Source organism: Actinomyces sp. Marseille-P3109 (assembly GCF_900323545.1).
In the GTDB taxonomy this organism is placed as follows: domain Bacteria; phylum Actinomycetota; class Actinomycetes; order Actinomycetales; family Actinomycetaceae; genus Actinomyces.
On record NZ_OOHN01000008.1, the window covers coordinates 2,138,331 to 2,164,826 of the forward strand.

The 26,496-nt window shown below is 67.8% G+C and carries 22 protein-coding genes; 10 read left to right on the forward strand and 12 right to left on the reverse strand.

Annotated features, from left to right (window positions below):
- Positions 1 to 155: 155 nt before the first annotated feature.
- On the reverse strand, positions 156 to 2,516 hold the full coding sequence (purL, locus tag BQ8008_RS09270; protein WP_108833758.1) for a phosphoribosylformylglycinamidine synthase subunit PurL: 2,361 nt from the start codon (positions 2,514 to 2,516) through the stop codon (positions 156 to 158).
- 211 nt (positions 2,517 to 2,727) lie between these two features.
- Between purL and BQ8008_RS09275 the strand changes: the two genes are divergently transcribed.
- The 5 genes from BQ8008_RS09275 (at position 2,728) to BQ8008_RS09295 (ending at position 6,145) form a co-directional block, all read left to right on the forward strand.
- Positions 2,728 to 4,140 carry a glycosyltransferase gene (locus BQ8008_RS09275; RefSeq protein WP_108833759.1) on the forward strand — a complete coding sequence of 471 codons (1,413 nt, stop codon included), beginning with the start codon at positions 2,728 to 2,730 and terminating at the stop codon, positions 4,138 to 4,140.
- Positions 4,141 to 4,333: 193 nt separating this feature from the next.
- Positions 4,334 to 4,669: an ArsR/SmtB family transcription factor gene (locus BQ8008_RS09280; RefSeq protein WP_108833760.1), complete on the forward strand. Its 336-nt coding sequence runs from the start codon at positions 4,334 to 4,336 to the stop codon at positions 4,667 to 4,669.
- Complete coding sequence (locus tag BQ8008_RS09285; RefSeq protein WP_108833761.1) at positions 4,662 to 5,096, forward strand: SRPBCC family protein; 435 nt, start codon at positions 4,662 to 4,664, stop codon at positions 5,094 to 5,096. Before BQ8008_RS09280 ends, BQ8008_RS09285 begins: the two co-directional genes overlap by 8 nt.
- A gap of 21 nt (positions 5,097 to 5,117) precedes the next feature.
- The gene (locus BQ8008_RS09290; RefSeq protein WP_108834844.1) at positions 5,118 to 5,489 is read left to right on the forward strand and encodes a TfoX/Sxy family protein; all 372 of its coding nucleotides are present in this window, start codon (positions 5,118 to 5,120) and stop codon (positions 5,487 to 5,489) included.
- Entirely contained in the window at positions 5,486 to 6,145 is a 660-nt protein-coding gene (locus tag BQ8008_RS09295) for a DUF2461 domain-containing protein (RefSeq protein ID WP_108833762.1), read from the forward strand. The genes BQ8008_RS09290 and BQ8008_RS09295 overlap by 4 nt, the downstream gene beginning before the upstream one ends.
- 548 nt (positions 6,146 to 6,693) lie before the next feature.
- Here BQ8008_RS09295 and purQ read toward each other — a convergent pair.
- The 8 genes from purQ to BQ8008_RS09335 form a co-directional block, all read right to left on the reverse strand.
- Positions 6,694 to 7,404 (reverse strand): phosphoribosylformylglycinamidine synthase subunit PurQ, encoded by a 711-nt coding sequence (gene purQ, locus BQ8008_RS09300; protein ID WP_108833763.1) that lies wholly within the window; start codon positions 7,402 to 7,404, stop codon positions 6,694 to 6,696.
- 3 nt (positions 7,405 to 7,407) lie between these two features.
- Entirely contained in the window at positions 7,408 to 7,662 is a 255-nt protein-coding gene (gene purS, locus BQ8008_RS09305; protein ID WP_108833764.1) for a phosphoribosylformylglycinamidine synthase subunit PurS, read from the reverse strand.
- Between the two features lie 154 nt (positions 7,663 to 7,816).
- Positions 7,817 to 9,709, reverse strand: a complete 1,893-nt coding sequence (locus BQ8008_RS13460) for a hypothetical protein (protein ID WP_199907972.1) — start codon at positions 9,707 to 9,709, stop codon at positions 7,817 to 7,819.
- Positions 9,706 to 10,473 carry a hypothetical protein gene (locus BQ8008_RS09315; protein ID WP_234415325.1) on the reverse strand — a complete coding sequence of 256 codons (768 nt, stop codon included), beginning with the start codon at positions 10,471 to 10,473 and terminating at the stop codon, positions 9,706 to 9,708. The genes BQ8008_RS13460 and BQ8008_RS09315 overlap by 4 nt, the downstream gene beginning before the upstream one ends.
- Positions 10,470 to 11,420 carry a phosphoribosylaminoimidazolesuccinocarboxamide synthase gene (locus BQ8008_RS09320; protein ID WP_108833765.1) on the reverse strand — a complete coding sequence of 317 codons (951 nt, stop codon included), beginning with the start codon at positions 11,418 to 11,420 and terminating at the stop codon, positions 10,470 to 10,472. The genes BQ8008_RS09315 and BQ8008_RS09320 overlap by 4 nt, the downstream gene beginning before the upstream one ends.
- Positions 11,421 to 11,704: 284 nt before the next feature.
- Positions 11,705 to 12,991, reverse strand: a complete 1,287-nt coding sequence (purD, locus tag BQ8008_RS09325; protein ID WP_108833766.1) for a phosphoribosylamine--glycine ligase — start codon at positions 12,989 to 12,991, stop codon at positions 11,705 to 11,707.
- 523 nt (positions 12,992 to 13,514) lie between these two features.
- Positions 13,515 to 14,297: a VOC family protein gene (locus BQ8008_RS09330; protein ID WP_108833767.1), complete on the reverse strand. Its 783-nt coding sequence runs from the start codon at positions 14,295 to 14,297 to the stop codon at positions 13,515 to 13,517.
- Positions 14,298 to 14,434: 137 nt separating this feature from the next.
- Positions 14,435 to 15,262: a helix-turn-helix domain-containing protein gene (locus BQ8008_RS09335; protein ID WP_108833768.1), complete on the reverse strand. Its 828-nt coding sequence runs from the start codon at positions 15,260 to 15,262 to the stop codon at positions 14,435 to 14,437.
- 401 nt (positions 15,263 to 15,663) lie between these two features.
- On the opposite strand from BQ8008_RS09335, the gene BQ8008_RS09340 reads away from it, so the two are divergent.
- The gene (locus BQ8008_RS09340) at positions 15,664 to 16,179 is read left to right on the forward strand and encodes a hypothetical protein (protein ID WP_234415326.1); all 516 of its coding nucleotides are present in this window, start codon (positions 15,664 to 15,666) and stop codon (positions 16,177 to 16,179) included.
- 71 nt (positions 16,180 to 16,250) lie between these two features.
- Here the strand turns inward: BQ8008_RS09340 and BQ8008_RS13355 are convergent, their stop codons facing one another.
- The 3 genes from BQ8008_RS13355 to BQ8008_RS09355 form a co-directional block, all read right to left on the reverse strand.
- Positions 16,251 to 17,822, reverse strand: coding sequence for a hypothetical protein (locus tag BQ8008_RS13355; protein WP_159086789.1), 1,572 nt, complete (start codon positions 17,820 to 17,822; stop codon positions 16,251 to 16,253).
- 225 nt (positions 17,823 to 18,047) lie between these two features.
- A complete protein-coding gene (locus tag BQ8008_RS09345; protein ID WP_108833770.1) occupies positions 18,048 to 19,289 on the reverse strand; it encodes a hypothetical protein in 1,242 nt (413 codons plus the stop codon).
- A 969-nt stretch (positions 19,290 to 20,258) separates the two neighbouring features.
- Positions 20,259 to 22,106: a phosphoenolpyruvate carboxykinase (GTP) gene (locus tag BQ8008_RS09355; RefSeq protein WP_108833772.1), complete on the reverse strand. Its 1,848-nt coding sequence runs from the start codon at positions 22,104 to 22,106 to the stop codon at positions 20,259 to 20,261.
- Positions 22,107 to 22,418: 312 nt separating this feature from the next.
- On the opposite strand from BQ8008_RS09355, the gene BQ8008_RS09360 reads away from it, so the two are divergent.
- The 4 genes from BQ8008_RS09360 to BQ8008_RS09375 all read left to right on the forward strand — a co-directional run bounded on the left by BQ8008_RS09360 (position 22,419) and on the right by BQ8008_RS09375 (position 26,437).
- Positions 22,419 to 23,186 (forward strand): translation initiation factor 2, encoded by a 768-nt coding sequence (locus BQ8008_RS09360; protein ID WP_234415327.1) that lies wholly within the window; start codon positions 22,419 to 22,421, stop codon positions 23,184 to 23,186.
- Between the two features lie 163 nt (positions 23,187 to 23,349).
- Entirely contained in the window at positions 23,350 to 24,423 is a 1,074-nt protein-coding gene (locus BQ8008_RS09365) for an LppM family (lipo)protein (RefSeq protein ID WP_108833774.1), read from the forward strand.
- 84 nt (positions 24,424 to 24,507) lie between these two features.
- Positions 24,508 to 25,395, forward strand: coding sequence for a hypothetical protein (locus BQ8008_RS09370; RefSeq protein WP_108833775.1), 888 nt, complete (start codon positions 24,508 to 24,510; stop codon positions 25,393 to 25,395).
- 70 nt (positions 25,396 to 25,465) lie between these two features.
- Positions 25,466 to 26,437, forward strand: coding sequence for an LppM family (lipo)protein (locus BQ8008_RS09375; RefSeq protein ID WP_108833776.1), 972 nt, complete (start codon positions 25,466 to 25,468; stop codon positions 26,435 to 26,437).
- Positions 26,438 to 26,496: the final 59 nt, after the last annotated feature.

The following is a 26,496-nucleotide window of genomic DNA, read 5'->3' on the forward strand; positions in this document are numbered from 1 at the left end:
ACCCAGGCTAGCGGTGCGCACCGGGACGCGTAAGGCCCGGCTGCCTCTTTCCGCACCTCTCGGACATCGAGCCGGGCGTTTCTCGCGTAGCCCTACGGTATTTCTGTAGGGCTACGCGAGAAACGCCCGGCTCGGTACGGAGTGGAGGGACGAGCTCAGAACAGGCCCGGCAGGACGCCCTCGACGTCGGCCCCGAGCTCGGCCAGGTCCAGGACGAGGGGCCGGCCGGCACCGCCGTCGGCGAGCAGGTCGCTGCCGGCCACGACGAGCAGGTCGCCACCGGTGGTGCCCAGGCGGGCGACGGCGACGTCCTCGGCCTCGGCGGCCGCGGTCACGGCGGGCACGAGCTCCTCGCGCACGGCGACGATCGCGCGGGCCCCGGACTCGGAGAACAGGGCGGTGAAGTCGTCCACGCCCTCCTCCTGGATGGCGGTCAGGTCCACGCTGGCGCCGACGCCGCATCGCAGGCAGGAGTCCACGAGGGTCTGGATGAGGCCGCCGGCGGAGCAGTCGTGGGCAGCGCGCACCAGCGGCTCGCCACCGGGCCCCTCCGCCTCGCTGAGAGCCAGCAGCACACGCCCGAGGGCCATCTCCGCCTCGAGGTCGACGCGAGGGGGCCGCCCGCCGAGGTGGTCGTGGACCACGCGGGACCAGGCCGAGCCGTCGAGCTCGTCGGCGGTGGCACCCAGGGCCATGATGGCCAGGCCCTCCTCGTGCCAGCCCGAGGGGTTGGCCCGGCGCACGTCGTCCATGACGCCCAGGACGCCGACGACGGGCGTGGGGTTGATCGAGGAGTCGATCTGCCCCTTGACCTTGCCGTGGGAGTTGTAGAGGGAGACGTTGCCGCCGGTGACCGGCACGCCCATGACGGCGCAGGCGTCGGCCAGGCCGGTGATGGCCTCGACGAGCTGCCACATGGCGTCGGGGTCCTCCGGCGATCCGAAGTTGAGGCAGTCGGTGACGGCCAGGGGCCGGGCGCCCACGGTGCACACGTTGCGGTAGGACTCGGCCAGGGCCTGGGCGGCGCCGGTGGCGGGGTCGAGCTTGGTGAAGCGGCCGTTGGCGTCGGTGGCGATGGCCACGCCTCGTCCGGTGGCCTCGTCGACGCGGATGACGCCGGCGTCGTCGGGCTGGCACAGGGCGGTGTCGCCGCGCACGAACCGGTCGTACTGGTTGGTGACCCAGGCGGTGGAGGCCTGGTTGGGGTTCGTCACGACGGCGCGCACCTGCTCGGCGAGCTCGACGGCACTGCCGGGGCGGGCCAGGCGCTCAGTGGTGTCCGCGTTGAGCTCGTCCTGCCAGGCGGGGCGGGCGTAGGGGCGATCGTAGGTGGGGCCCTCGTGCGCCACGGTGCGCGGGTCGACGTCGACGATCCGCTCCCCGAAGTGGTCGATGGTCAGGCGGCCCGATCCGTTGACCTCGCCGATGACGGCGGCCTCGACGTCCCACTTGTCGATGACGGCCATGAACTCCTCGAGCTTGTCGGGCGCGACGACGGCCATCATGCGCTCCTGGGACTCGCTCATGAGGATCTCGCCGGCGGTCAGGGTGGGGTCGCGCAGCAGCACCTTCTCCAGGTCGACGTGCATGCCGCCGTCGCCGTTGGAGGCCAGCTCGGAGGTCGCGCAGGAGATGCCGGCGGCGCCCAGGTCCTGGATCCCGAGCACGAGCCCGGCGCCGAACAGGTCCAGGCAGCACTCGATGAGGACCTTCTCCATGAAGGGGTCTCCCACCTGGACGCTGGGCCGCTTGGCGGGCATGCCATCCTCGAAGGACTCGGACGCCAGGATGGAGGCACCGCCGATCCCGTCGCCGCCGGTGCGCGCCCCGAAGAGCACCACCTTGTTGCCGGCGCCCGTGGCGTTGGCCAGGTGGATGTCCTCGTGGCGCAGCACGCCCACGCACAGGGCGTTGACCAGCGGGTTCTCCTGGTAGGAGGAGTCGAACTCGGTCTCGCCGCCGATGTTGGGCAGTCCCAGGGAGTTGCCGTAGGTGCCCACGCCGGCCACGACGCCGTGGACGACGCGCGCGGTGTCGGGATGGTCGACGGCGCCGAAGCGCAGCTGGTCCATGACGGCCACGGGCCTCGCCCCCATGGAGATGATGTCGCGCACGATGCCGCCCACACCGGTGGCGGCCCCCTGGTAGGGCTCGACGTAGCTGGGATGGTTGTGGGACTCGACCTTGTAGGTCACGGCCCAGCCGTCGCCGATGTCGACGACGCCGGCGTTCTCCCCCATGCCGACCAGGAGGTGCTCACGCATCTCGGGAGTGGTCTTGGCGCCGAACTGGCGCAGGTGGACCTTGGAGGACTTGTAGGAGCAGTGCTCGGACCACATGACCGAGTACATGGCCAGCTCGGCGTTGGTGGGGCGCCGCCCCAGGAGCTCACGGATGGACTCGTACTCGTCGGCCTTGAGGCCCAGATCCTTCCAGGGCATCTCCCGCTCGGGGGTTGCGGCGGCGTCGGCAACGGTGTCGGGGTGGGCGGATGGGATCGCGGGCTCGGGCGCCATGGGTGCTCCTGGTCGAAGAGGGAGTGCGGCCGGGCCAAGCCTACCCGCGCCCCGCGGCGCCCTCACATCACCAGCGCACCGACCCAGCGCTCCCTGCGCCCTCCATCACGCCGCCTGGATTCCGGCCGAGAAATATGCCGAAACGGCAACGAGGCGCCACGCCCGCCCTCAAAGTGCTGCGCCTCACACGATTTCGAGGGAAGATCGTGGCATGAGAGATATCGACGTCGCCCCACTGCCCCTGTCGCATCTGGAGAGCCACCTGGACGAGGTGGCCGTCAGGCGGTTGCGCACGAGCCTGGCGGGGGCCGAGGCCCTGCTGGAGGGACGCACCGTGTGGACGGTGACGCCGTCGGCCGCCGCCGGCTCGGGACCGGCGGAGACGGTCGCACCCCTCGTGGGCTACTCCTTGGGCGCCGGCCTCGACGTGCGCTGGCTGACCCTGGACGCGCCCGAGGAGTTCACCCAGATCGCGGACCGGCTGCACGCAGGCATCCACGGCGACCGCGGCGACGGCGGCAAGCTCGGGGACAAGCAGCGCGACATCTACGAGCACGTCCTGTCCTCCAACGCGGAGAACATCGTTGACGAGGTCCGCCCCGACGACGTCGTCATCCTCCACGACCCGCCCACAGCGGGCCTGGCCAAGGCACTCAAGGCCGTGGGCGCCACGGTCATCTGGCGCTGCCACGCCGGAGCCGAGGGCGCGGGCGAGGCCGCCGACTACGCCTGGGCCTTCCTGGACCGCTACCTGGAGGACGTGGACCTGGTGGTCGTCTCTCGCCCCGAGTACCGCCCGCCCTACATCGAGGCCGAGCACTGCGCGGTCCTGGCCCCCTCGATCGACGCCGACTCCCCCAAGAACCGGGTCCTGGACCTGGACGAGGCCTGGTCGGTGGCGCGCCTGTCCGGGATCTTCGCCGGCGAGCCGCCCTTCGAGGCCGTGCCCTTCATGCGTCACGACGGGCGCGCCGACGCCTTCCGCGGCCTGGCCGACGACCCGGTCCTGGCCGGCGGCCCGGTGCCGCTGGGCGCCCGGGTCGTCACCCAGGTCAACCGCTGGGACCGCCTCAAGGGCGGTCTGGAACTGGTGGAGGCCTTCGCGGAGAGCATCGCCCTGCTGCCCGAGGACGCCCACCTGCTGCTGGTCGGCCCCTCCCCGGACGGGCCCGAGTCGCAGGCGACCCTGACCCAGATCGTGGAGCGCTGCTCAGTGCTGCCCGACTCGGTCGCCTCCCGGATCCACGTGGCCGCGGTGAGCATGGAGGACCGGGAGGTCAACGCCACCGTCGTCAACGCTGTCCAGCGGGTCAGCTCGGTGGTCACCCAGCGCTCCCTGGTCGAGGCCTTCGGGCTGACCGTCGCCGAGGCGATGTGGAAGAAGGCCCCGGTGGTCGCCTCCGCGGTGGGCGGCATCCGCGACCAGATCGACGACGGCGTCGACGGCGTCCTGATCGACCCGGCCGACGGCGCCGCCTGGGCCGAGGCCGTGCGCGACCTGCTGCTCTTCCCCGAGCGGGCCCGGGAGATGGGGCTGGCCGCGCACGAGTCCGTGCGCCGGGAGTTCCTGTCCAACCGGCACCTGCAGGACCTCCTGCAGATCGTGGCCGACCTGGTGGGCTAGCGATCGACTGACTGACGGCACCTTCAGGCCCGAGCGAATCCGGCTCGGGACAGGCCTCAACCGCCAGATCGGGAGGATCAGTCCCTCATGCGGTTCGCCGCCCCGCAGGAAGCCACGTCATCAAGATACAAATGGTCATGAGTGCAAATGGTCATTTGTGTTAGGGTGGGGTCGTCGATCTGAGGAGGAGCGTGTGGGAGCGGCAGAGGCGATCGATGTCGATGTGGCGCTGCGGGCGCTGGCCGATGGGAACCGTCGGGCGATCCTGCGGGTGATCCGTTCAGAGCCGCAGCCTGTCGGTGTCGTCGCGCAGGCGGTCGGGCTGTCGCAGCAGACCACCTCGCACCATCTTCGAACCCTTCACAGGGCGGGTCTGGCGACCGTCACCGCCGATCACACGCGCCGCCTGTACGCGCTGAGCACGGATGGACTCGCGGCGGTGCGCTCCTACCTCGACGACTTCTGGCCCGAGAGGCTGGCGGCCCTCAAGTCCGCCGTCGAGCAGCGAGAGGAGAAGCAGCATGGCTGAGTTCCGTGACTCCATTGAGATCGAGGCGCCCCCGCAGGCGGTGTTCGAGTACCTGACCACCAACGAGGGCATGACGGCGTGGATGGGGCAGTACGCCGATCTCGACCCGACGCCGGGTGGCCGGTTCGCGGTCGATATCGCCGGTTATCCCGTGCGGGGCGAGTACCTCGTGGTCGAGCCGTTCAAGCGCGTGGTGGTCTCGTGGGGGTTCGCCGGCAGTGACGAGCTGCCCGCCGGCGCCTCCAGGGTCGAGTTCCTCCTGACCCCGATCACTGGTGGCACGCGTGTGGACCTGTGCCACGTCGATCTGCCCGAGCCCGAGGTCCGCGGGCACGCGCACGGCTGGGCCCATTTCCTGCCCCGCCTCGCGATCGCCGGCGCAGGCGGGGACGCCGGTGCGGACCACTGGCGGCCCCTGACCGACTGACCGCCGATGGGAGGCGCAGCCATGGCAGCAATGACGCCCGAGCAGCACCACCTCGTTCAGCGCGTCCGCGCGCTGGTCGATGATGAACCGGACGTGCGCGAGGTGTCCATGTTCGGAGGCCGCGCGATCATGGTCAACGACAAGATGGTCGTCAGCGCCGGGAAGACCGGCGACCTCCTGGTACGCGTCGCCGCCGGGCATCATGAGGCGCTTCTGGGCGAGCCGGGTGCCGCGCAGGCCCGGATGGGGGCCGGGCGAGGCATGGGGCCCGGCTGGATCACCGTCGCTCCTGAGGCCGTCGCCGATGACGGTCTCCTTGCCTTCTGGGTTGAGGTGGCCATGAGGCACAACCGCGCCATCACCGGCGGGGAATCGGGGAGCGAGGGATCATGAGCGCCTTCCAGGGACTACCGACAGCCCTGTTCGAGTTCTTCGCCGACCTGGCGCAGGACAACTCGAAGGACTTCTGGAGCGTCAACAGGCAGCGTTGGCAGCGGGACGTGAAAGCCCCCATGAGTGCACTGGTTGACGAGCTCTCCAGCGAGTTCGGCCCGTTGCGCATGTTCCGCCCCAACCGTGACCTACGTTTCACCCAAGACAAGACCCCCTACAAGCTCTGGACAGGCGCCACCAGCACTCCTCAGGCCACCGGTGGAATCGGCTACTACCTCAGTGTGTCGGCCACCGGTATCACCACCGGTTACGGAGCCATGCGGATGACCGCCGACCAGCTCGGCCGTTTCCGGGGCGCCATCGACGCCGACGTCACCGGAATCCGGTTCGAGGAGATCACCCAAGAGCTCGCCGCACAGGGGCTGCCCGTCACACCCGGTGCCGACCAGCCACTGAAGAACGCACCGCGCGGCTGGCCGACCGACCATCCCCGCATCAACTTCCTCAGATGGAAAGGGGCAGCAGTCATTCAGGAGTGGCCCACCGACACCTGGATGCATACTCCCCGGGTGTGCGAGAGGATCCGAGACATCTGGACCGCCGTCGGGCCTCTCAAGGCATGGCTCGACGAGCACGTCTCGCAGCACAATCACTGACCAGTGAGCGGTCGACAGTCGTGTGCTGGAGAGTCGGTTCAGGGGACTTCGTCACATCATGAGCGGAGTTATCCACAGGCCGTGTCCACAGGCTTGTGCAGGGGTGTGTGGGTTCTTGGGATGTCGCCACTCCCCCTGTGCACAAGACCCGTTCGAGATCTCCAACCCGGGTGAGCGATCCTGCTGGAGGCTTCCCACAAACACCACCACGCACCTTGAGGCATCATCGCCATAGACAGAGTTTTGCCTGAAAATGTGGGAAAACCGTCCGATCAGTCAGGCCCGGACCGCGTGCTTTCAGTGACATCGAGCCCGGCGGGGATGACAGCACATTCTTCATCTTCGCGCAACCCGAGCGTGACCGCCGCACACCGGTCCGGGCAGCGAGTCGCCCCACCCTCTCCACAGTTCTACACAGGCCCTCGGCGGTCCTGTGGATAACTCGGAGGAGGGTGGGGCGAGGTGGTCCCCCACGTTGACGGTCATCCGGGAGCGGCGCAGCCGACGGCGCCCCGGGCGCGGGACGGGGCCCGGACGGGTCGGCGTCGTCAGGCGGCCAAAAGCGAGTCGATGGCCGAGCGGAAGACTCCCAGGCCGTCAGTACCGGTGCGCGGGCCGAGCTGCGAGCCGGGGCCGAATCCGGGCTCGACGGCGTGCTCGGGATGGGGCATGAGGCCGACGACGTTGCCGCGCTCGTTGCGCACGCCGGCGATGTCCCGGGCCGAGCCGTTGGGGTTGCCCACGTAGCGGAAGACGACGAGGCCCTCGCCCTCGAGGCGGTCGAGCTCCTCGGGCGCGGCGATGAAGTTGCCCTCCCCGTTCTTCATGGGGACGACGATCTCCTCCCCGGCCGTGAACCGGTTGGTCCAGGCGGTCTGCGCGTTCTCGATGCGCAGGCGCTGCTCGACGCAGATGAAGCGCTGGTCCGCGTTGCGCAGGAGGGCACCGGGCAGGAGGTGGGCCTCGGCGAGGATCTGGAAGCCGTTGCAGATGCCGAGCACCGGCATGCCGCGCTCGGCGGCGGCCACGACCTCGCCCATGACGGGGGCGAAGCGGGCGATGGCGCCGCAGCGCAGGTAGTCGCCGTGGGAGAAGCCCCCGGGCACGACGACGGCGTCGACCCCGCGCAAGTCGGCATCCTTGTGCCACAGGCTCACCGGCTCGGCCCCGGCCAGGCGCACGGCGCGGGCGGCGTCGACGTCGTCGAGGGTGCCGGGGAAGGTGATGACGCCGATGCGGGCGGTGGGAGAGTCACTCACGGCTCAGGCCTCCTCGTCGGCGGCCACGGAGACGACGTCCTCGATGATCGGGTTGGACAGGAGCGTGGCGGCGGCCTCGCGGGCGGCGGCCAGGTGCTCCTCGGTGACGGGACCGTCCACGGTCAGCTCGAAGCGGCGTCCCTGGCGCACGCCGGTGAACTGGTCGAATCCGAGGCGGGGAAGGCTCCCGACGACGGCCTTGCCCTGGGGGTCAAGGATCTCGGGCTTGGGCATGACCTCGACGACGATGCGTCCCATGGGTGCTCCTCAGATAAGGCGGGATGAGTGCGCAGACAAGACTACCCGGACTTGACCGGGAGCATTCGTCCAGCAGAGCGGCGGGCGATCCCGGGGCGGGGGCCGCAACAGTGTCGAAGCGCTCCCGGTGCGGTCCTGGCCGGCCCCGGTCGGATCAGACCTGACCGAGCCACTCGCCGGCCAGGCGGATCGCGACGATCCCGCCCAGGGTCAGGGCTGCGGTGGCGATGAGCCAGCTGGGCCCCAGGATGAGGGCGACGACGGCGCAGACCACCGCACTGGCCAGCATGAAACCGCCCACGGCTCCGGCCACGCCCGCGGGGGCGCGGGTCGACTGGTCGACGGTGGAGGTTCCCATGACCGGCCTGGGGCCGGAGTCCACGGTGGGGGCCGTCTCGTCGGCGCGCTCGGAGGAGCCCAGCAGGAGCGGTCCGCGAGCGCGGGCCACCAGCCGGGCGGGGTCGTGAACCTTGACGGTCCCGGTTGTCAGGCCCGCGGCGGCGTCGAGCACGCCGGGTTTCCAGCGCTCGGCCTCGCGGCGCAGGGGTGTCCCTCCGGCCCAGGCCAGGTATCCGGCTGCGGCCACCAGCCCGGCGCCGCCCAGGACGGCGACGAGCCACGGCGGGATCCACAGGTGCCCGGCCTCGGCGTTGCGGGCCAGGTTCATGGCGGAGACGGTGGCCAGGACCAGGCCCATGAGGGCGAAGGCCACACCGGCCAGGCGCTGCCTGCGCACCGCTGCGGGCCAGGGGGAACGGGTGCGGTTGTTGCTGGATCCCTTGGCGGGGCCTCGCCCGACGCCCCAGTCGGTGCCGGAGGAGGGCCGGCGGGGGCCGCGCCCCTTGGCCGGTCCGTGCCCCACGCCCCAGTCGGTGCCACCGCCCTGGGCCTTGATCTCCTCGGTGTCGAGGGCGTTGGTGGCCGCCTCCCAGGCGCTTGACTCGGCCAGGATGCCGGCGTCCTCCTCGGGGTCGGCTGCGGCTGCCGTGCCCGAAGGCATGTTCGTAGACATGCGGGTGGTCGCGGCAGCGGCCTGGGAGGCCGCATCGGGGGCGGCGCCGGACGAGGCGCTGGGGCGCGCCTGGTACCCATAGCCGCTGGCGGGCGGCCTTCCGGCGTCGGGAGCCGGGGCGGAGGCCGCGGAGCGGGCGGCGGCCGGTGCCGGCTGCGGCGCGTCGGCCCCGGAGGCGTCGCTGGGCACGGAGGTGGGCCTGCCCTGGGAGATGGTGAAGACACGGGTGGTCGTCGTGGCGGTCTGGGGTGAGCTGGGGCCCTCGACAGCGGTGGGCCGTACGACGGGTCGGGAGCGGTTCTCACTGGCGGCACTGCCGGCGGCGACACCGTCCTGCCCGTTTGCAGCGGCGGCAGCGGAGCTGCTGGCGCTGGCGGAGCTGTTGCCGGGGGGCGCGACCGGGGCCGCCGTCGGGACGGGCCCGCCGCGCTCCCGGGACTCGTCGACTGGGCCACCCGTGTCATCGGCGTCGTCGCTGTCTGCACGGTCACCGGCCGCGGTCTCGACCGCAGCCTCGTTCCCGACCCCGGTCCCGTTTGCGGTGTTGCCCAGGGCTGGCTCCGGCTCGACGGGTTCAGCGCTGTCCGCGATGCGGTCCTTGGTGGCGGAGTACCCGCGGGCGAAGCCCACGGAGGCCATGGAGACCGGGGAGGCGGGAGAGGCGGCGGAGCCGGCCCAGACGGTGTCGTCATCGGCCGCGTCGGCCAGGTCGATGGCGATGGCGGCATCAACGGCGTCGGCGGTGCCCGAGGCGATGGCCTGGGCCGCCGCAGAGCGCATGTCCTCCTCCGTCATGACCGCCGCCCTACCGGCACTGCCGACACTGCCGGCGCCGCCGTCGGCTGATCCGGTGGCGGATGCGGCGGACGCGCTTGAGCCGGAGGGAGCCGGGTTGTTGCCCGGGCGGATGACCTCGAGCCGCCCGTTGCCACCGGGCCGGGTTGAGGTGTTCTTCGCCCGAGGGGCCTTCTTGGGCACGATGCCCCAGTTAACGGGACCCCGCTCGTTGTCGGGACGTCGGTCGCGGGGAGTCATGAGATCACCTGTCCCAGGATGGAGGCGAGCCCCAGGGCCACGAGCACGAAGCCGGTGGCGCCGAGCAGGAGCTGGCCGACGCGGATAAGGGTCTCGCCGGTGGAGGTCCCGGCCAGGCGCTCGTCGGCCGCACGCCCGAGTGACGTCGCGGCCAGCGCGGTGGTGACCGGGCCGGAGACCACGTCGAGGGTGGTCAGCTCGCGCCGCCCGGTCGACTCTGGAACCAGCACCTTGGTTCCCGGCACGGTGAGCGTCACCAGCTCGGTCCCGGGCTGGGGTGCTCCGACGCCGTCGGGTCCCGAGCCCCGCTGCGAGGACTGGGAGCCCTTGCCCGCCCTGCCCTTGGTGTTCCTGCCGTTCGAGGCGCTTGCAGCCTTCTTGGCGGCCTCGGCCTCGGCCTGCCGGCGAGCCTGGGCCGCGCGGACCCGGTTGCGCTCCAGGCGCAGGCGGGGGGCGTTGACCACCAGGGAGCGGGCGGAGACCCGCAGGGAGGAGAGCATGCCCAGCCCCACGAGGATGAGGGCGGTGCCGCCCAGGATGCGGGAGGTGCTGGTGACCCCGAGGGCGGAGGTGATGGCTGCTGACAGCGCCAGGACGATGGTCAGGACGATCAGGCCGATGAGGATGTAGAAGCCCGGGCCGGGCTTGAAGGCGCGGGCCGTGCTCCCGTCAGAGGCATCGGAGGGTGCCGACGAGTCGTACGAGCCGGCCGAGGACCTTCCCTGGGCCGACCGGGGGACGGAGGAGGGCGAGGTCGGGGTCATGACAGCTCCAGGGGATGGCCGGTCAGTCGCTCGTAGGCCTCGAGGTAGCGCTCCCGGGTCCGCTCGACGACGTCGTCGGGCAGGGCCGGGGGCTCCTGACCGCCGTCGCGGTCCCAGCCGGAGGCCGGCGCGGTGAGCCAGTCGCGCACGTACTGCTTGTCGAAGGAGGGGGTGACCCGGCCGGGCTCCCAGGCGTCGGCGGGCCAGAAACGGGAGGAGTCGGGGGTGAGGACCTCATCGCCGAGGACCAGATCGCCGCTGGTATCGGTGCCGAACTCGAACTTGGTGTCGGCCAGGATGATGCCGCGGTCGCGGGCGATCTCGGCGGCCCGGCCGTAGAGGGCCAGGGTGGTCTCACGCAGGGCGGTGGCGGCCGGTTCCCCCACCATCTGGATGACGCGTTCGAAGGTGACGTTCTCGTCGTGCTCGCCGAGCTCGGCCTTGGCGGCCGGGGTGAAGATCGGCTCGGGCAGGCGGGAGGCCTCGGTCAGGCCCTCGGGCAGGGGCACGCCGCACACGGATCGGCCCTCCTGGTACTCGGCCAGGCCCGAGCCGGTGAGGTAGCCGCGGGCCACGCACTCCACCGGGTGCATCTCCAGGCGCCGGCAGATCATGGCGCGCCCGGCGACCTGGTCGGGGACGTCGAGGGAGACGAGGTGGTTCGGGACGACGTCGGCGAGCTGCTCGAACCACCAGGCGCTCAGGGCGGTGAGGACTCTGCCCTTGTCCGGGATCGGGGTGGACAGGATGTGGTCGTAGGCGCTGATGCGGTCCGAGGCGACCACGAGGAGCACGTCCTGTCCGCTCCAGGGGCCCTCGGCGACGGGAGCGTAGACGTCTCTCACCTTGCCGCTGGAGAGGTGCTCCCAGCCTGGGATGGTGGGGGCCTGGGACGCGGGTGCTGAGGCTCCGAGGCTGACGGAGGCGGAGCTCGCGGACTGAGTCATACCCCCATCCTGCCATCGGCGGGCACCGTGTGTCCGGTTCCGAGCGGCGGCGTCGTCTGCGTGAGTCGCCACTTCCTCCCTCTTCGCATACCGCGCCATCACGCCATTTCATTCGGGTCGCCTCAGGAACGGCCCCGGGTGCCGACCGGAGCAATTCCGACCGGTGGGAAGGAGACGAATCGAGCAGACGGGAGGCCTCGGACGGCCGACCCGGACGCTGACGTGGGTCAACACCGACGCCGGCGGGCACGGCGCAACACTGCCGGCGACGCCGCGAGAAAATATCACGAACAGGTAACGGCTGTGCGCTTGGTCTCAGAAGAAGTCCGGGCGATGTCGGTGCGGTAGTGGGCGCCCTCCAACTCGATGCGCTCGACGGCCTCGTAGGCGCGCGCCCGCGCGTCCTCCACCGTGGGGCCCAGGGCGACGACGGACAGGACGCGCCCGCCGGTGGACACCAGCTCGCCGCGCTCGGTGGTGCCGGTGCCGGCGTGCAGGACGTGGACGTCGTCGAGCTCCTCGGCGGCCTCGATCCCGGAGATGGCGCCGCCGGTGGTCACGGTGCCGGGGTAGCCGGGGGCGGCGATGACGACGTCGACGGCGCACTGATCGGACCAGGTGGGTTCGGGGACTTCGGCCAGGGCGCTGGTGGCGGCGGCGTGGAGCAGTTCGGGCAGGGAGGAGGTCAGGCGGGCCAGGACGGCCTGGGTCTCGGGGTCGCCGAAGCGGACGTTGAACTCGACGACGCGCAGTCCGCGGCCGGTCAGGGCCAGGCCGCAGTAGAGCAGGCCGATGAAGCTGGTACCGCGGCGGGCCATCTCGTCGACGACGGGCTGGGCGACCTCGCGCACCACCTGCTCGGCCAGATCGGCCGGCGCCCATGAAAGGGGCGAGTAGGCGCCCATGCCGCCGGTGTTGGGGCCGGCGTCCTCGTCGAGGAGCCGCTTGAAGTCCTGGGCGGGAGCCAGGGGGCGGACAGTGGCGCCGTCGCACACGCAGAACAGGGATGCCTCGGGGCCGTCGAGGTAGTCCTCGACGACGACGCGGCCGCCGCCGCGGCTCAGGCAGGCGCGTCCGTGGGCCAGGGCGACGGGGTACTCGTCGGTGACGACGACGCCCTTGCCTGCGGCCAGGCCGTCCTCCTTGACGACGTAGGGGCTGCCGAAGCGGTCCAGCGCGGCGGCCAGCTCGGCCTCGGTGGTGCACACGGCGGCCTCGGCGGTGGGCACGCCGGCGGCGGCCATGACCTCCTTGGCGAAGGCCTTGGAGCCCTCCAGGCGGGCGGCCTCGGCGCCGGGGCCGAAGCAGGGGATCCCGGCGTCGCGCACGGCGTCGGCGACGCCGGCAACCAGGGGCGCCTCGGGGCCGACGACGACGAGGTCGGCCCCCATCTGGGTGGCCAGGGCGACGACCTCCTCGGGGACGCAGGGGTCGATGTTGAGGTTCGTGGCGATGGCCGCGGTCCCGGGGTTGCCCGGAGCGACGACGAGCTCGGTGGTCTGCGGATCACGGGCGAGGGCACGGGCCAGGGCGTGCTCGCGCGCGCCGGAGCCGAGGAGCAGGATCTTCACGGCCTCAGCCTAGAGGATCGAGGCTGCATCACGCCCGGAATCACAGGCACCGCGCGTCCTGGCACCGATGTGTTGTCTCATGGCTTCTGAGGGTTTTGGGGGTCAGAGCACCTGAGACAGGGGCGAGGCGGGCCACCCGGGTGCCAGGGTTACTTGATCGCGTCGCTGAAGGGGCGCGCTTGGTGACCCTGGTGGCGTTCGGCGCGTACTGCACGAGGGTCGGGGGCTACTGGCCGACAGTCGGGGGTACTCCACGGGGGTCCGGGTCTCGTGCAGTACGGACAATCCCTGGCCAGTACACCCCCACCCTCGTGCAGTAGCCGACCTACAGGTGCCCCAGTGGCCAGGGCGGCGATGTCCGCTCTGCCGGGGGCTCACAGGGCCCCTACCGGCGCCCCAGCAGTGGAACCAGGCATCGGTCAGGTCTCGTTCCCCCGGGCGGCCCGCCCTGCCCGCGCCTCAGAAGCCATGACACTCACACGTCTCTGAGGTGAGGAGACACGACAGAGAGCACGACAGAGAGTCAGAAGGTGGTGAGCAGGAAGCGCGCCCCGTGCGGGTCGGCCACCTCCACCATGCGTCCGAACGTGAAGTCGATGGGCTCGACGACGACGGTCCCCCCGAGCTCGCGCACCCGCCGAGCGGCGGCGTCCGCGTCCTCAACCCCGAAGTAGATGCGCCAGCGCGAGGGGACCTCCTCACTCCCGAAGTAGCCGGCCCGGCCGACGCCGCTCACAGACCGGCCCCCGACGACGCTCGTGTAGAAGGGCTGCTCCTGGTCGGCGATGGTCAGCCGGCGGGTGGGCCACCCGGCGGCCTCCCGGTAGAAGCGCTCGGCCAGCTCCAGGTCGCTGGCCAGGACGTCGAACCACACCGGCATCCCGGCCTGGTAGGGGTAGGGACCCTCAAAGTCCTCATCTTGCAGGAGTCCGACGACGTTACCGTCGGGGTCGGAGGCGAGGGCGTAGGCCATGGTCTCAGTGACGTGAGTGGGCTCCACAACGACACCCCCACCGGCTCCCTTGGCGGCTCCGGCTGCGGCACGGACGTCGTCGACCATGAAGCTCACCCGCCAGCCGGGGTCCCCGTGCGCCTCCTCGGCAGGCTCGAAGGAGCCGATGAGCCGACCGTCGTGATGCACCTCGGTGGTCAGCGGCTCGCCCGGTTCGGCAGGGGTGATCTCCCAGCCGAGAAGGTTCCGGTAGAAGGCGGCCGAGGCGTCGATGTCCGGTGTGTACAGCTCGATCCAGCAGGGAAAGCCGGCAAGGCGCTCAGCGGGCAGGGCATTGGCGGTGGTGTCGGTCATCAGTGGCTCCTTACGTATCCAGCTGCGTGTCGAGGGACGTTGTGACGCTCCACGACGGTAGACCGGCCGGCGCACGGCGAACGACTCCGATCCTGCTCTCTTGAGCGATGCCCGTTTCAGACCACCTCAGACGACCGTCAGACGACCATCGCCGCCAGGGCCACGAGGACCGCGGGATCCCAGGGGAGGGCGGCGCGCACCGGAAGGGTGACGGCGCCGATGACGGGTGCCGACGGGACACGGAGCCTCGCGACGAGAGGGCTTGTGGGGGCCAGGTGCTCGTGGACGCTGGCGCCGTCGGGAAGGATGGTGGCGAGGATCCAGGGGGCGCCCGGAACCACGGGCAGCTCCACCTCGTCAATACCGCGACGCAGCGTCCCGGTGGCCGGCAGCCCGCTGGGGACGGGGCGGGGAAAGGTACCGACCCACTGATGGGGGGCGGGTCCGAGTGCGCGGCGCATCTCCTCAGGGACTTCCGGGCGGACACGGATCCTCCCCGCCGCCGGCACCAGGAGGCTCACGGCCGGCAGGGTTCGCTCGGCGATCCGGTCGGCGATGCGACGCAGGGCGCCGGGCGGGATTCCGACGTCGCGCAGGAAGCGCCGGCTGAAGGTACCCACCGAGGTGTAGCCGACTTCGTGACAGGTCTCGGCCACGCCCATCCGGTGGGCGACGAGGAGGTGCTTGGCCTCGTGCAGTCGCCAGGCAGCCAGGTAGTCCATGGGCGAGGTTCCGACGGCGGCCGTGAAGACCCGGGTGAGGTGGGAGGGGCTGTAGGCGAGGTGCGCCGAGAGGTCCCCGATGGTGACCCGATCGCGGAAATGGTTGCGCAGGTACCGGGTGGCTCGCAGCGCCAGATCGGCGGCGGTCTCGTCGAGCAGCCGACCCACCTGTGCGCCGTCGGCGGCTGGAGCCTCATGGGAGGAGCCTGGCGTCATGAGCCCGTCAGGTGAGTACTCGCGCATGACGTCACGTTACACAGCGGTGACCTCCGGGAGGAGGAGTGGCGCCCCAGCCACCAGGGACGGCTGGAGGGAAGGCCCGCCCAGCGCGGCGCAGCCGGGCCACGGTCGGACACCCGGCTCACGCTCGCATCCGTCGTCTTGAGTCTGGCTGTCACGTCTTGAGCGAGATAGGTTCCCACCCGCTCGTGGCGAAGGATCTGGAGTCTCCTATGTCGAGGGTTCCACCGGCCGATACGCCGAAATAGGCCGCCCCGTCAGAAAACCTGACTTGCTATGCTAGGACGACAACTGAAGCACGCCCAGAAAACAGATCGATGTCGACTCCCCAGAACCAACCCCCGTACCAGCCTCCCTATCAGGCTGTGCCCCCGTACGGACAGCAGCGCCCCCGCCCGACTCACGTGGGGAAGCTGATCACGGCGATCATCCTGCTCGTCGCCGGCCCATTTCTGGGACTGCTCATCGCGGGCATCGGTTCCGCCATCGTCCTCGCCAACATCGCCACGAGTGGAGACGTCATCACCAACGGACAGCAGGTCACTCTGAGCAGCAACGATGAGCGCACCCTGTACGTACCGGAAGACGCCATCGCCAGCGCCTGCACCGTCACCGCCCCGGACGGCAAGGAGGTCCCCACCTCTCACAGCACCGGGTCGCACATCTCCAACAACTACGGCAGCTATGACTCTGTCCTGTCATTCAAAGTCACAAAGGCGGGAGATTATCGCGTCTCATGCGATGGCCTGAGTGACACCGATCCAGTCTTTGTAGGCCCCGGTCTCACCTTCCACCTATTCCACCTATTCGTGTGGCCGCTCGCGGCAGGGCTCTGCAGCGGCGTGGCCTGCTGGATCATCGCCGTCATTCTCCTCGTTCGACGCCACCGAGCCCTCGCCGCGCAGACTCAAGTGGGCTGACCCCGACGCGGAACCGCCAGGACACTCACACCCGGGAGACATCGAGTTCCCAGGAGATCGCGGGCAATCAATTAGTACAACGAGTCGACATGCCACTCGTCGATAGCACCATTGGACGACCGCACCCGCGAGGGCAGTACAGGCGCCCCCGTTCCAGGAAGAACGATGTCGAACGTCTTCGCGATATATGCCCGTAGGTCGACGTCATAAGGACCAGGTTTACGAGGTTTCCCCGCCTCCGGCACCATCATCACAGCCCGCCGAGACCAGGGCTTCACCCAACCACTCCGGTCTTTTTTACGAAGCACGACCCCAACGGGAAGTACTTCATTAACGATAGCAACAACATCCCGATCACCCCCAACCTCGCCAGAAAATAATTGCTCATAACTTTTTGCAAGCGATTCGATCTCTCTGCAAAGACGCATACTATTTAGGCTAGCGAGCATCGGAACCCTCCGAAGTATCCCGTAAAAATAAATAGGTACAATCCACCAAAAACCGGCCAAAACCGCCAAAAACGAGTCTTTCGAACGATTACTAACTTCCGTCATCCCCGCCCAGAATATTAGAAGTAGCGACACACAGAACAATCCAGAAAGCAACAGAAAGGCCGACCGCGAAAAACATGACCGAATGATGAGTTTAATCGAAAAATAAATCTTACAGCAAACGAAATAGACAGCGATCACTCCAACATATAACGCTACAGCGACCACTGACACATTTCTACCACCCCACAACCACCAAGAAATTCCCATCGAAATAGAAGCAATAACGAAAATCGAAGCATACCGCACCGCAATGCCTAGACGGGACAATTTTTTACACTCACCCCACCCTCGAACAACAGACATAAAGCGCGAATAGCTTATGATATCCTGCAAGGTACGCACGCGCTCGCGATGTGGGACATTTCCAGTTGTACTCAGAAGCAATGGCAATGAATACACCACCACCGACACAATAATAAGCACAGACCCGATGAGAATTGCGCCACCCATATGGTCACCTTTTTGTCTTGCAGAGAAGACGCTTATCCAATACATAATTGTAAGCACGCCGAACAGCGAAGACAATACTACTGTGGCACAAAAAGAAACCATTTCCTTCAAGGAATCGTCAAGAATGTCAACGATCCACATTCGAGTGTGATGAGGGTTTTCAGGCCGCCGATGACGCACCCACGACAAGGCCGCTAAGGCCATTACTGCACCAATCACGAAACCGCAAACGCCAAGGATCTCCTCACGAAACAATCCTGACGAGGACTGGCTATATAGGGTTCTAACTCCTTCGACAGTCACCCCACCCTTCCTTGTCGCGAAATACACAGAAAAGTATCCAACCGACAATAACAGCATTGGCGACATCACCAGCATTTGATACCACAAAACAAAAACGGGCTTTACATTTGATTTCAATTTAACATAAGGAATATATCCCGCAATTTCACCCCCACCTTCATTCGCTCTGTTTTCCATGAATTTCTTTTCGCATTGCACACCCGCATCGCCTGCATGAGTCCTGGTGAGCTTTTGAGTCAGTTTCTCCTCTTCCGCAGAGCAAGGCTCCGGCACGTACTGGCAATAATGACAGCAACCATGCGATTCAGGCTTCTTCTTTGAAGATCTCCAGAGCATGACACTCATTCTACCCTGAAAAATAATATTGGTAGCCGTTTCGAGTCAGCTATACCCCCCGCACAACATCAGGTTGCACAGGCGTGCGTCATAGCTTTTCGGCTGTCAAGTACACGAACGTGCCAGTGACGGTAGTGCCCTACCGCAGCTCACGCTCCAGCCCGCCTCCGGCAGTCCTTACTCGACTCGCGTCAACTGACGCTCGGATCCCTGCTCCGAGTACCGCTATCTCTGACGAGGTACCGCCAAGCCAATGCCTCGTTCGAGGATCTCGCGCTCTTTCTGCATGCCCTCATCCGGAACGGTGACGTACCTGCCGGTCTCTCGAGTGGCGCCGCGGGCGACACCCCAGAGCCAGATAGCCTCGCATCTGGCAACCAGCTGCTCCTGCCGTCGCTGAAAGCTCCCCCACGCCACACCGGCGCCGTCCAAGGCGATGTGCCGCCCGTTGGCATACACGACAAAGATCCGATCTCCGGCGACGAACAGTCCAGAACGGGACTCCGGCCAGGCGCAGGAGCGCCTTCCGGCGCGAATCCCTCGATCGTCCACGACGACTCGTTGGAAGCATCCGTAGATCTTGTAGAGGGGATACGCCATGGTGACCGGTCCGAGCAGAAGGAAGAACACCACGAAGGTGAGGTCCGATCCACTGACCGGAGCCGTCTCGAAGAACAGCTGCTGACCACCCATCACCATGAACAGCACCCCCATGCCGATGAGGAAGAGCCCACCGTTGCACAGGTGCTCCTTGATTCTGCGCCAGAGCGGAGTGCGGAACACCAGGCGGCTGCGCTGCATCATCTTCTCCGCCCCGTGCCGGACCCGGGCCGCCACGAGACGGGGGTCCTCGCTGACAGCGGCATCCTCCGAGATACTCCACCCCCGCGCGTAGATGTAGTACTGCAAGTCCCCCACAGCCGCAGAGGCGCGGTCCTCAGAGCTCCCCCAGGTCATCCCGATGACGCATCCGGGAAGTCTGATGGCATCATTGCCGTCACCGTTCTCGATTGCGATCCGAGTCCGCTCAATGAATCCGCCGTACGACGACGGCCCGTCAGTCAGATTGAGCGTCGACAGCGTGAATCTCGAGGCCACCGATTCCCAGGGACGCCGCTCGGTGAACAGGAGGCGTCGCATGGCGATGCCCTCCGCACTCAGCACCGTCTGACGCCGCAGGACATTGATCGCCCAGACCACCGGAATGCCGATTATGGTCACCACGATCATGGCGTCATTGGCTTCATAATCGGTGATGTGGGAGCTCATCAGCGGCAGAGCCTTGCGGACCATGCCGGGCACTCCCACCACGAGCACCAGCAGCGCACAGCAGCGGATCATCACCGAGCGTCGCAGGAGCAGGCGCCCATCAGACTTCTCCGTCGCCCACCACCGCATCGACTTCCCCAGAGTCTCATCGAACAGGTCACCCCGACCGCCACCGACGTCGTTGTCCTGCCATTCCATACTCGGCACCTTCCACGCTGCTGGGGTCACCGGCACGATGGGAAAGCAATCCGAACACTCACCATCGGCTCCTCGTCACTGTAATAGCGAGCGCGGCGCCGATTCGTGTCCTCCGATGGGCACCGTTCACCATCCCGTCTCCGACGTGCCCCACATGGACGCACCACACGGTTCGAGGACTGTCCCCGGCGCTCATACACTGCCTCATGACTTCTGAGAGTTTCGGATGTCATGACATCTCACGACACGGCTTGGGTGCCTCTGCCAGACGGGAAAGCTGCTGCTTCGACCTGACGGAGCAGATTGACCCAGTCACTCTGGTGGCTGCCGGCCTCATCTGGATGCACTGTGCGAGGGTGGGGTGCTACCGGACGAGGGTTGAGGGTACTGCGGGTAGGTGGGGCCTTCGTGCAGTAAGCACACCCCTTGGCCAGTAGATCCCGACCCTCGTGGAGTAGGTAGGCCGACTCGAGGCGAGACTCAAAGCGGGACCGGAGTCGAGTCATAGCCTCCGGACCCCAGCGCAGACGGCGGTCAGGGGACGGTGGAGGAGGACCTGTGACGGAGGCACCGGGCTATACCGCAAGAACCCCGGACTCACTCCTGCGCGGCCCGGTGTCCACAGCGCTGACATGAACGAGCCTGCCGCCGAAGCACCCAGCGAAAGTCGTTGGAATCCTGCGGTTCTTCTGCGGTGCGCAGCGCCGATGCGCCTGTGATGTCAGCACCATGGACACCAGCGACCTGCCAGGCCTTTTCCCTCCGCGCATCGTCGCTGACAGGACAGTCAACATGCCCCCCGGCGCTCAGTTGTCGAGCCAGAGAGTGCGTCCTCGACGCCGACACGGCGCGCAGCAGCCGCTGAGCCGGCGGCGAGGGCAGCAACAGCGGCAACAAGCGGGGGTTCCCACCGGCGAACCGGTGGGAACCCCCGTCAGAGCCCTTCGCAGGGAAGGGTCTCAGCCGCGATCAGGCCTTCTTGGCCTCGGCGATGCGCTCACGGAACTTGGCGAGCTGCTCCTTGATGGCATCGGGCAGCTTGTCACCGAACTGCTTGTAGTACTCCTCGGTGTCGTCCATCTCGGCGGCCCAGGCCTCGGGGTCGATGTCGTACATCTTGGCCCACTCCTCCTCGCCCAGGTCGAGGCCCTCGAGGTTGAAGTCCTCGAACTTGGGGTAGCGGCCGGTCACGCCGTCGATCGCCTCGACCTCGCCGGAGGCACGGCGCACGATCCAGTCGAGCACGCGGGAGTTCTCGCCATAGCCGGGCCAGATGAACTTGCCGTTCTCGTCCTTGCGGAACCAGTTGACCTGGTAGACCTTGGGGAACTTGTCGCCCAGCTTCTCCTGCATCTCCAGCCAGTGCGACCAGTAGTCGGCCATGTGGTAGCCGCAGAAGGGCAGCATGGCCATCGGGTCGTGGCGCAGCGAGCCGACCTTGGCGTCCAGGGCGGCGGCGGTGACCTCGGAGGCCACAGCGGAGCCGATGAACACGCCGTGGGCGTTCTCGTACTGCTCGGCGACCAGCGGCACGTTGGTGGCGCGGCGGCCACCGAAGAGGATGGCGTCGACGGCCACGCCCTCGGGAGCCTCCCAGTCGGGGCAGATGATCGGGCACTGCGAGGCCGGGGTGGTGAAGCGGCTGTTGGGGTGGGCGGCCTTCTTGCCCTCGGCGGCGTCGGCCGGGGTGAAGTCGTTGCCCTGCCAGTCGATGAGGTGCTCCGGCATCGGGGCGTCGATGCCCTCCCACCACACGTCACCGTCGTCGGTCAGGGCGACGTTGGTGAAGATGGTGTTGGCCTTCATGGTGTCCATGGCCATCGGGTTGGTGTCGTAGGAGGTGCCGGGGGCGACGCCGAAGAAGCCGGCCTCGGGGTTGATGGCGCGCAGGCGGCCGTCGGGGCCGGGGCGCATCCAGGCGATGTCGTCACCGACGGTCTCGACCTTGTAGCCCGGGATGGTGGGCTGGAGCATGGCGAGGTTGGTCTTGCCGCAGGCGCTCGGGAAGGCGGCGGTGACGTGGTACTGCTTGCCGGTCTTCTCGTCGGTCAGGCGCAGGATGAGCATGTGCTCGGCCATCCAGCCGTCACGACGGGCCATCGTCGAGGCGATGCGCAGCGCGTAGCACTTCTTGCCCAGCAGGGCGTTGCCGCCGTAGCCGGAGCCGAAGGACCAGATCTCGTTGGTCTCCGGGAAGTGGGTGATGTACTTCTCGTCGTTACAGGGCCAGGCGGTGTCCTTCTCGTGCTCGGCCAGCGGCGCGCCCACGGAGTGCACGGCCGGGACCCAGGGACGACCCTCGGCGATGAGGTCCATGGCGGCCGAACCCATACGGGTCATGATCCGCATGTTGACCACCACGTAGGGGGAGTCGGTCAGCTCGATGCCGAGCTGGGAGATGGGGCCTCCCAGGGGGCCCATGGAGAAGGGGATGACGTAGAGGGTCCGGCCGCGCATGGCGCCGTCGAACTTCTCGTGGAGGATCTTCTTCATCTCGACCGGGTCGTACCAGTTGTTGGTCGGGCCGGCGTCCTCCTCCTTCTCGGAGCAGATGAAAGTCCTGGACTCTACGCGGGCGACGTCGCTGGGCAGGGAGCGCGCGAGGAAGGAGTTGGGGCGCTTGTCGGGGTTGAGGCGGGTGAACATGCCCGACTCGACCATCTCAGTGGTCAGGCGGTCCCACTCCTCCTGCGATCCGTCCGCGAAGTAGACGTTCTCGGGCTTGGCCAGCTCGGCGATACGCGTGACGAATTCGATGACATCCTCAGGGGCGTTAGCCGGCGCAGCAGCGCGGACGTCCTTCTCAGACACAGTCATGCGAGTCCCTTCCTTGGGTGTGTTGATCCGGTGAGCGCGCCGTTGCCGACCCGCTCGGTCGAGGGCAATACTCCCCCACCTGGAGCCCGAGGTCACATCGCCGAAGGTCCCAACTCGGCCACTTCGCCCGGCCAGAGCGGCATGTGATCGGCCACATTCGGGAGGATGACGGCTTTTAGCACCTTTAAAACGGCACCGTTCCGCCCTCAGTGAAGGTCCAGTGCGAGCGTGTAGCGTGCCCGCATGCCCGCCGCGCCATCTTCCGCGTCCCGTCCAGCGAGCCCCTTCGTGCGCCCTCGACTCCGTCCGCTGATGCGCCCGATCCTGGTGGCCGCCTCCTGCCTGGCGCTGACCGCCTGCACCGCCCACATGGACATGACCATCAGCTCCCGGGGCAGTTACGACGTCGCCCTGGAGATACGGGACACGACCGGCACCGTCTTCCCCCAGGGCAAGACCCCCGACTGCTCCGCCTACTCCGACCCCACCACCCTGGGCGTGCCCGCGGGCACCACGATCAAGGCCGATCCTCTCACCGGCGACGACGGCCCCGGCTGCCAGGTGAGCATCAGCGGGGTCAAGGTCCCCCAGGCCTCGCAGGCCGAGCCGAACACCATCGTCATGCGCGACGGCGACGTCTACAAGGTGACGATCCAGCCCCTCGCCCCCGATCCCTCTCAGGACTCGAGCGGAGCCGACGGCGCAGCGGGCACCGCACCGGAGGCGTCCGTCGCCCCGTCAGGCGCCCAGGGCGAGCCCCAGTCGGACAGCACGTCCTTCAAGGGCGTCGTCGACACCAAGGTCTCGGTCACCTTCCCCGGTGCGGTGACGCAGTCCGGCGGGGGGAAGGTCTCAGGCACCACGGTCACCTGGGACGACCCCGACACGGTGGCCAAGGGCGTCAGCGCCTCGGGCTACGCCCAGGACTCCCGGGGCGTGTCCTGGTGGACCCGATCCGGCACCTGGCTGACCAGCGGCCTGGTGCTGCTCGGGGGCATTCTGACGGTAGCCGTCCTGCGGCGGCGAGCATGGCTGACGGCACGACGCAGGCCGTGGAGGCGAGGCTCGCGCGAGAAGTAGCCACCTGTCGACGCCGAGGCGACAAACACCGCCTCCTCCGTCTGGACGGCCCTGCCGCCTCGGCGGCGAGCCGCTCGGCGCACCCGTACGTCCGTACGGGCCCGTGCACAGCGGATCCGGCGGTTGCTCCCGTGCCGCAATGCTCCCGATTTAGACTCGACGCATGAATCATGCCTCCCGCACTGTTCCACGGCCTGTGGTCGCGACGGTTCTGGCCGGTCTCACGCTGCTCCTGGCCGGCTGCGGAGTCCGCTACGACTTCGTCATCCACAAGAACGAGACCGTCGACCTGACCTACATCATGTGGGACTCCTCCAACCTGCGGCTCATCAACAATGAGAACTGCAGTGAGAAGGAGCTGGGGAAGTCAAGCCCTCTCCCCGACGGCGTCGAGGCGACCTACACCTTCACGTCCCACAACAACTACCCGGCCTGCCAGGTCACCGCCAAAGCGGTCCCGCTCAGCAAGCTGCAGACCGACACGTGGACGATCAAGCACGAGGGCGGGCAGTACGTCTTCGATCTGTCCCCTGACTCGTTGAGCACGCTCAGCTCGAAGAACCCGCAACTGTCGAATCAGGACATCGCCGGACGCACCAAGGTCTCCGTGTCGGTGACCTTCCCCGGTGAGGTGACGAAGTCCAACGGCAGAAACGACGGAAACAAAGTCACCTGGGACAACGCCCTGGAGAGCTCCGACGGCCTTCACGCCGAGGGCGAGGACGGCCAGTTCCACCTGCGCTGGTGGATGATCGTCTTGGCCGTCAGCGTCGTTCTCCTCATTGTCGCGGGTGTCGTGCTCTACCTCCTGAGGGTTCGTCGCGCCCAGCAGATGGTTCCCGTCGCCCCGTACGGGGAGGTCCCCCAGCACGTCGGAGCCGCCGGCTTCACTCCACCGGACGTCTACATCAGCGGCCCCTACCAGTCGCCTCTGCCCGGCGTCCAGCAGCCGACGTCGGGGCCCACCCAGACCTACCCTGTTGCCGATCTTCAGGCCGGCTACTCCCCGTACATCGATCCGGGCGCAGGTGCCGGCACCTTCCCACCTCAGGACCCCGGCTATGCTGCCTACCCGGCCGGCGCCAACATCTACGGGGCCCAGGACGGCAATGGGATCTACTCCCCCGGGACGGGGCACGCGCAGATGCCCTATCAGGAGGGCAACGGGTACGCGGGCTTCCACCCCCCGCAGGAGGGGAGCGGCGATCAGTACTACCCGCCGTACCAGGGCGGGTAGTACGGGTAGTACTGCCACTTAGTACGGGTAGTACTGCCACTCGAATAACCGACCGGCAGACGAGGCGACGGCTAGGGTGTCACCATGAACTGCGCCCTCGCCATCAAGAGCATCCGCACAACGCTGGCTGCGCTGGCCGTCCTCGCCTTTGTCGCCGCCATGGCCCTGATCACTCCCCCGGGACAGGCGGCCGACGAGCTGAATGTCACCATCGACATGAAGGTGACTGTGAAGAGCGATGACACTTTTGAGGCGTCTTTCGTCATCACCGACCGGACGGACTACAGCTGGGCTCCCCCCATCAACGAGGAAAACTGCACCCTGGACTACTTCCTCGTAGAACCGAATATCTTTGCCAATGCTGAGCCGAAATTCGATGACGGGAAGGACAAACGAGTCTGCACCATCACGAAGAAGGGAAATATCTCCGAGACCAACGGCGCGATCAGTCACAGCAACGGCGAGTACGCCATCGATACCACCAGCCTGAACGAGCGCAAGACACCGTCCCCGAAGCTGCAGCAGTTCTACGCGGCCACTTTCCCGGGCGAGGTGACCCAGAGCGAGGGCGGCAAGGTCGAGGGCAACACCGTCAGCTTCACCGAATTCACGGGCCGCGTGGTCAAGGGCAAGGACCGTCCCGCCTCCGAGATCACGATCAGCAAGGTCCTTCCCTGGATCATCGGTGGCGTCGGCGCACTCGTGGCGGCCGGGCTCATCGTGACAGCGGTCATTGTCCGACGTCGCCAGCGAAGCGGGCAGGGTGCACCAGGGCCTGGTGCGCAGGCCGTCCCCACCCAGGGCCCTGTGCCGCAACAGCCCTACCTCGGCCAGCCAGCACCTCAGCAGTACCCCATGCAGCCGACGCCGTCTCACTCCCCCTCCGGGACCGGCAACGGCACCTACCCGCCCTTGCCCGCACAGGCGCCCCAGCAGCACGGCCAGTGGTCCCCGCCGCCGCAGCCTCAGTGACAGCCCGGCGGGGAGCGGTCCCCACGAATATCTGGTTACAACCAAGCATCGGAACCGCTACTGTGGGCCCATGACACCTGCCGCCGCTCGCCGCATCCCCGCGCCCTTTTCCGCGTTGACAGCTCTTGTCGTCCTTGTTGTGTCCGCCGCCCTGGCCCTGGCTGGGGCACCCGGGCACGCCGCTCCTCAAGCCGATCTGGACTTCAAGATCACCATGGACGTCGACCTCGTCATCAAGTCCAACGACTCGTTCACCATCAAGATGGAGATGGTCGACTCCTCAACCGGCGTCGAGGCCATCTCCGAAGACGCCTGCACCGCAGAGAGCTTCAACAGCCTCAGCTCCGGCGACTACTACAAGAACGCCAAGTTCACCTTCAAGGATGAAGGCGACACCCGCACCTGCACCATCGAGGGATCCGGCAAGATCGCTGACGCCAAGGGAATCACCCACAAGAACGGTGAGTACATCGTCGACGCCACGTCCGGCGGCTCTGCCAGCGCCGACTCGGTGCCGGGCCTCGAGCTCAACTACTCAGTCACCTTCCCCGGCAAAGTCACCGAGGCCGACGGCGGCAAGGTCGACGGCAACAAGGTCACCTTCACCGACTCGATGAACCACAAGGTGAAGGGCAAGGACGGCTCCATCCCCATGTGGGTCTGGATTCTTGTCGGCGTCGGCGTCCTGGCCGTGGTCGCTGGAGGCGTTGCCGCCTTCGTCATCACCCGGAAGAAGAAGAACCAGGCCCAGGCCTCCCCCTACGCCGCTCCCGGTCAGGGCTACGACCCCAACCAGCCCTTCCCGGCTCAGCCGGGTCAGCAGCCGGGCTACGGCGCCGCTCCCCAGGGCTCCGGGCAGCCGGGCTACGGCGCTCAACCCGACAGCAGCCAGGCCTACGGCGCTCAACCCGACAGCAGCCAGGCCTACGGCGGCCAACCCGGTACCCAGCCCGGCTACGGAGCCCCTCAGGCCCAACCCGGGCAGCCCGGCTACGGCCCTCAGCCCGGCCAGCCCGGACAGCCCGGACAAGGCACCTACTGACATCTGCCCCACATCACTCGTGGCCCCGGAGTTACGCGACTCCGGGGCCACGGCCCTTT

Coding starts and splice junctions, on each gene's coding strand:
- purS (WP_108833764.1), bottom strand. CDS start 7,662: ATGGGACGCATCGTCGTCGAGGTCATGCCCAAGCCCGAGATCCTTGAC.
- BQ8008_RS09295 (WP_108833762.1), top strand. CDS start 5,486: ATGAGCGCCTTCCAGGGACTACCGACAGCCCTGTTCGAGTTCTTCGCC.
- BQ8008_RS09275 (WP_108833759.1), top strand. CDS start 2,728: ATGAGAGATATCGACGTCGCCCCACTGCCCCTGTCGCATCTGGAGAGC.
- purL (WP_108833758.1), bottom strand. CDS start 2,516: ATGGCGCCCGAGCCCGCGATCCCATCCGCCCACCCCGACACCGTTGCC.
- BQ8008_RS09330 (WP_108833767.1), bottom strand. CDS start 14,297: ATGACCGACACCACCGCCAATGCCCTGCCCGCTGAGCGCCTTGCCGGC.
- BQ8008_RS09365 (WP_108833774.1), top strand. CDS start 23,350: ATGAATCATGCCTCCCGCACTGTTCCACGGCCTGTGGTCGCGACGGTT.
- BQ8008_RS13460 (WP_199907972.1), bottom strand. CDS start 9,709: ATGACTCCCCGCGACCGACGTCCCGACAACGAGCGGGGTCCCGTTAAC.
- BQ8008_RS09290 (WP_108834844.1), top strand. CDS start 5,118: ATGGCAGCAATGACGCCCGAGCAGCACCACCTCGTTCAGCGCGTCCGC.
- BQ8008_RS09370 (WP_108833775.1), top strand. CDS start 24,508: ATGAACTGCGCCCTCGCCATCAAGAGCATCCGCACAACGCTGGCTGCG.
- BQ8008_RS09355 (WP_108833772.1), bottom strand. CDS start 22,106: ATGACTGTGTCTGAGAAGGACGTCCGCGCTGCTGCGCCGGCTAACGCC.
- BQ8008_RS09285 (WP_108833761.1), top strand. CDS start 4,662: ATGGCTGAGTTCCGTGACTCCATTGAGATCGAGGCGCCCCCGCAGGCG.
- BQ8008_RS09360 (WP_234415327.1), top strand. CDS start 22,419: ATGCGCCCGATCCTGGTGGCCGCCTCCTGCCTGGCGCTGACCGCCTGC.
- BQ8008_RS09315 (WP_234415325.1), bottom strand. CDS start 10,473: ATGACCCCGACCTCGCCCTCCTCCGTCCCCCGGTCGGCCCAGGGAAGG.
- BQ8008_RS09320 (WP_108833765.1), bottom strand. CDS start 11,420: ATGACTCAGTCCGCGAGCTCCGCCTCCGTCAGCCTCGGAGCCTCAGCA.
- BQ8008_RS09335 (WP_108833768.1), bottom strand. CDS start 15,262: ATGCGCGAGTACTCACCTGACGGGCTCATGACGCCAGGCTCCTCCCAT.
- BQ8008_RS09345 (WP_108833770.1), bottom strand. CDS start 19,289: ATGGAATGGCAGGACAACGACGTCGGTGGCGGTCGGGGTGACCTGTTC.
- BQ8008_RS09375 (WP_108833776.1), top strand. CDS start 25,466: ATGACACCTGCCGCCGCTCGCCGCATCCCCGCGCCCTTTTCCGCGTTG.
- BQ8008_RS13355 (WP_159086789.1), bottom strand. CDS start 17,822: ATGCTCTGGAGATCTTCAAAGAAGAAGCCTGAATCGCATGGTTGCTGT.